Raw genomic sequence first — 4,804 nt, forward strand, 5'->3', positions numbered from 1 at the left:
GCGATGCGTTGAGCTAACCGGTACTAATGAACCGTGAGGCTTAACCTTACAACGCCGAAGGTGTTTTGGTGTTGGATTTGAGAGATTTTCAGCTTGAGACGGATTAAACCTGTGGCCGCGAGGCGGCAGGTGAACAGAATTTGCCTGGCGGCTGTAGCGCGGTGGTCCCACCTGACCCCATGCCGAACTCAGAAGTGAAACGCCGTAGCGCCGATGGTAGTGTGGGGTCTCCCCATGCGAGAGTAGGGAACTGCCAGGCATCAAATTGAAGAACCCTCAGCGAAAGCTGAGGGTTTTTTGCATTCCGGTGCCGGGAAAACCCGCCGGTATCGCCAGCGTCCCGTCCCAGATGCTGACATATATCCATACCCCCGGCTATACACAAAAACTAACGTTACGGGCACCTCGCTCGATCAACGCTCTCATCCTTCCTGGCCTTCGGCGCCACCATTACCTTCACTCGGACATTTTCTGATATTTATTCACATATATTACCTGCCACCTATCCTACGGCTTAGTGTTGAAGTCAGCCGGTGATAAACCGCAACACAGATCTAACCTCTACCTCGACTCAATCCCCGCCCCACCGTGCAAGCCTTCCTGAAACAGATCGGGTAAACTAGCCGAAGTTTGAATCAGGATACATTTATGCGCATCTCCCTTAAGCCTTTCAATACCTTTGGTATTCAGTCGAATGCCCGTGAGCTTGTTGCCGCAGAATCGGCGGAGCAGCTTTCTCGTGCCTGGTGCACCGCCAGTCAACATGGCCTGCCCGTCCTGATTCTGGGCGAGGGGAGCAACGTCTTTTTTACGGAAGATTATGAGGGCGTTGTCATCCTCAATCGCATTAAAGGGATAGCGGTCACTGAGAGCGAAGACGCATGGCATCTGCACGTGGGCGCAGGGGAGAACTGGCATGAGCTGGTTAAATACTCGCTGGCGCACGGGATGCATGGCCTTGAGAATCTCGCGCTGATCCCGGGCTGTGTTGGGTCGTCCCCTATCCAGAACATTGGCGCTTACGGCGTAGAGCTCAAGCAGGTCTGCGAGTACGTTGACTGCATCGATCCTGAAAGCGATGAAATGGTACGCCTGACCAACGAGCAGTGCCGCTTTGGCTACCGCGACAGCATCTTCAAGCATGAATATCAGAATCGATACGTCATTATCGGTGTGGGAATACGTCTGCCAAAAACCTGGCAGCCGATATTAACCTACGGCGATTTAGTGCGCCTGGATCCGCAAACCGTCACGCCACAGCAGGTGTTCGATGCGGTCTGCCATATGCGCAGCAGTAAACTGCCCGATCCCAAAGTAAACGGTAATGCGGGAAGCTTCTTCAAGAACCCGGTCGTCAGCGCCGAACAAACCGCTGCGCTGCTAAAACGCTATCCCGATGCGCCACACTATCCTCAGGCGGACGGGTCCACCAAGCTCGCTGCGGGCTGGCTTATCGATCAGTGTCATCTGAAAGGCTACCGTTCTGGCGGTGCTGCGGTACACCGCCATCAGGCGCTGGTACTCATTAATGAAGACAATGCGGTAAGCCGGGACATCATCAACCTGGCGCGCCACGTACGGCAGTGCGTGGGGGAAAAATTCAATGTCTGGCTGGAGCCGGAAGTACGCTTTATTGGACGTACTGGCGAGGTTAATGCCGTGGAGCAAATAGCATGAAGGATAACACCATCCCCCTGACGTTAATTTCTATCCTGGCTGATGGCGAATTTCATTCTGGTGAGCAGCTTGGCGAGTCGTTAGGCATGAGCCGGGCGGCGATTAATAAGCATATCCAGACGCTACGTGACTGGGGCGTTGACGTCTTTACCGTGCCGGGCAAGGGTTACAGCCTGCCGGAACCGGTTCAGCTGCTGGATGAGCATTTTATTCATTCTCAGATTACGGACGGCACGGTAGCGGTACTGCCGGTTATTGATTCCACTAACCAGTATCTGATGGAACGGATCGGCAGTTTACAATCGGGAGATGCCTGCATTGCGGAATATCAGCAGGCTGGCCGTGGGCGGCGCGGTAGGAAGTGGTTTTCGCCCTTTGGTTCGAACCTCTACCTCTCGATGTACTGGCGTCTTGAGCAGGGCCCGGCAGCCGCTATCGGTTTGAGCCTGGTAATTGGCATTATCATGGCCGAGGTGCTTCAGGATCTCGGTGCCAAAGATGTCAGAGTAAAATGGCCTAACGATCTCTATCTGCACGATCGCAAACTGGCGGGCATTCTGGTCGAACTTACCGGTAAAACGGGCGATGCGGCCCATATTGTTATCGGGGCCGGCATTAACCTGGCGATGCGCCAGGTGGTGAGCGATATTGTGAATCAGGGGTGGATCAACCTGCAGGAAGCGAATATTGCGGTCGATCGTAACCAGCTGGCAGTCCGGCTCATCAACGAGCTACGCAGTGCATTGACGACATTTGAACAGGAAGGTCTGGCGCCATTCCTGGCGCGCTGGGAGCGGCTTGATAATTTTATCCATCGCCAGGTAAAACTAATTATTGGCGAACGTGAAATTTATGGAATATCACGGGGTATCGATCAACAGGGCGCGCTATTACTCGAACAGGATGGGGCAGTAAAACCCTGGATGGGCGGTGAAATATCACTGCGCGGTGCAGATTAAAAAAAGGGGGCGAGCCCCCTTTTTTATTTTCGTAACCTTACGCACTCGACGGCATGATCGGCGCTCTTGGTCATGATCAGGCTGGCTCGCTCACGGGTGGGTAGTATATTTTCTTTTAAATTCAGCCAGTTGATTTCTTTCCACAGCGTGGTGGCGACCTTAATCGCTTCTTCTTCAGATAGCTTCGCATAGTTGTGGAAATAGGAGTCAGGGTCAGTGAACGCCCCCTCGCGGAATTTCAGGAAGCGATTGATATACCAGGTCTGCAGCAGATCCTCAGGCGCATCGACATATATTGAAAAATCAACGAAGTCGGAAACAAATACATGATGAGGGTCGTGCGGATAATCCATACCGCTTTGTAATACGTTTAACCCTTCCAGAATCAGAATATCCGGGTGCGCTACCGTCTTATCCCCTTCTGGAATGACATCATAAATAAGGTGCGAATAAACCGGTGCGGTGACGTTAGGTACGCCTGACTTGAGATCGGAAACGAACTTCACCAGACGGTGCATATCGTAGGATTGAGGAAATCCTTTCTTCTTCATCAGATCGCGCTCTTTGAGCACCTTATTAGGATGAAGGAAACCGTCTGTGGTGATCAACTCGACGCGGCGATGCTCAGGCCAGCGACTCAGTAGCGCCTGCAGCACACGCGCGGTTGTGCTCTTTCCCACGGCCACGCTGCCAGCAATGCTGATGATATAAGGTATACGTTGCCCGTCAGTCCCCAGGAACTGCTCCAGCACGGCCTGACGACGTAAGTTGGAACTGATGTAGAAATTTAGCAGACGCGACAGGGGCAGATAGATCTCCGCCACCTCTTCTAAGGAGAGATCCTCATTAATACCTTTTAACCGGGCGATTTCACCTTCCGTGAGCGTCATCGGTACAGAATCACGCAGTGCAGCCCACTGGCTCCGGTTAAACTGTAAATACGGCGTCATTAACGTTTGCTCTCTATTACCCATAAGCATGCCTGCCAGTTATTGCGGACATTAATGAAGGCGACAAGACGTGGTGTCACGCTTCATCGCTGGCCGCGCAATGGCGTGCCACTCATCCAGATTATTGACAATGGGCAGGAGGGTAACACCAGATGGCGGCGAATAATAAGAAAAAATCTCCTCAGCTGACGCGTAAAGTGGGGGGCGTCACGCTGATAAAAGGTCAGCGATGTCTGTGGCAAAAGGCTTGATAAATACCCGCACTATCAAAAATCGGCTGTGATAATAATGGACGGCCGGCACGATACGATGCGGTTTATAAAGCGTATCCCGGCACGGCTTTCCTGTAAGAGAGTAGACCGCGCTGCCGAATATTTGTTCATAGATGGTGGAAATAACGTCACATTTACGGGTTGTCGCACAAAATGTGAGCGATAGAGCAGTTTATGCAATTTTTTTGTTGCATGCAGGCGCCGCTATTCCTAGAATGCGCGCTACTTGATGCCGGCTTAGCTCAGTAGGTAGAGCAACTGACTTGTAATCAGTAGGTCACCAGTTCGATTCCGGTAGCCGGCACCATCAAGTATCGGGTGGGGTTCCCGAGCGGCCAAAGGGAGCAGACTGTAAATCTGCCGTCATCGACTTCGAAGGTTCGAATCCTTCCCCCACCACCATATTCGACTCTGTCTGACAACAGGGTCCGAGGCGAAAAGCTCCCAGCCAATCGCCTCGAATAGTGAGAGGTTTCCTCTCAATATTCACAACAGAAAGATTCAGGTAGCCGAGTTCCAGGATGCGGGCATCGTATAATGGCTATTACCTCAGCCTTCCAAGCTGATGATGCGGGTTCGATTCCCGCTGCCCGCTCCAAGATGTGCTGATATAGCTCAGTTGGTAGAGCGCACCCTTGGTAAGGGTGAGGTCGGCAGTTCGAATCTGCCTATCAGCACCACTTCTCTTTTCCATCCTGCTTATCTTCTGTTAATGAATTCAACAAATTCAGGCAATTGCCTGGTTGATGTGGTGATATCACCGATTTATCCGTGTCTTAGAGGGACAATCGATGTCTAAAGAAAAGTTTGAACGTACAAAACCGCACGTTAACGTCGGTACTATCGGCCACGTTGACCATGGTAAAACAACGCTGACCGCTGCAATCACTACCGTACTGGCTAAAACCTACGGTGGTGCTGCTCGCGCATTCGATCAGATCGATAA

Annotated in this window: 4 protein-coding genes, 4 tRNA genes and 1 rRNA gene; 8 read left to right on the plus strand and 1 reads right to left on the minus strand. The window is 52.0% G+C overall.

What is annotated here, in order from left to right:
- Window positions 1–143: 143 nt before the first annotated feature.
- The 3 genes from rrf to birA all read left to right on the plus strand — a co-directional run bounded on the left by rrf (window position 144) and on the right by birA (window position 2,636).
- Window positions 144–259: ribosomal RNA gene (gene rrf, locus DW58_RS17890) — 5S ribosomal RNA — on the plus strand.
- A 389-nt stretch (window positions 260–648) separates the two neighbouring features.
- Entirely contained in the window at window positions 649–1,677 is a 1,029-nt protein-coding gene (murB, locus tag DW58_RS17895; RefSeq protein ID WP_024549356.1) for a UDP-N-acetylmuramate dehydrogenase, read from the plus strand.
- Window positions 1,674–2,636, plus strand: coding sequence for a bifunctional biotin--[acetyl-CoA-carboxylase] ligase/biotin operon repressor BirA (birA, locus tag DW58_RS17900; protein WP_024549357.1), 963 nt, complete (start codon window positions 1,674–1,676; stop codon window positions 2,634–2,636). Before murB ends, birA begins: the two co-directional genes overlap by 4 nt.
- A gap of 23 nt (window positions 2,637–2,659) precedes the next feature.
- On the opposite strand, the gene coaA is transcribed toward birA, so the two are convergent.
- Window positions 2,660–3,610: a type I pantothenate kinase gene (gene coaA / locus DW58_RS17905; protein WP_024549358.1), complete on the minus strand. Its 951-nt coding sequence runs from the start codon at window positions 3,608–3,610 to the stop codon at window positions 2,660–2,662.
- 479 nt (window positions 3,611–4,089) lie between these two features.
- On the opposite strand from coaA, the gene DW58_RS17910 reads away from it, so the two are divergent.
- The 5 genes from DW58_RS17910 to DW58_RS20430 form a co-directional block, all read left to right on the plus strand.
- Window positions 4,090–4,165 (plus strand) — tRNA-Thr (locus DW58_RS17910).
- Window positions 4,166–4,175: 10 nt separating this feature from the next.
- Window positions 4,176–4,260, plus strand: a tRNA-Tyr gene (locus tag DW58_RS17915).
- A 121-nt stretch (window positions 4,261–4,381) separates the two neighbouring features.
- Window positions 4,382–4,456, plus strand: a tRNA-Gly gene (locus tag DW58_RS17920).
- Between the two features lie 6 nt (window positions 4,457–4,462).
- Window positions 4,463–4,538, plus strand: a tRNA-Thr gene (locus tag DW58_RS17925).
- Between the two features lie 111 nt (window positions 4,539–4,649).
- A partial coding sequence (locus DW58_RS20430) for a GTP-binding protein (protein ID WP_001690099.1) occupies window positions 4,650–4,804 on the plus strand: 155 nt, incomplete at its 3' end.

The organism is Siccibacter turicensis LMG 23730 (assembly GCF_000463155.2).
Taxonomy (GTDB): domain Bacteria; phylum Pseudomonadota; class Gammaproteobacteria; order Enterobacterales; family Enterobacteriaceae; genus Siccibacter; species Siccibacter turicensis.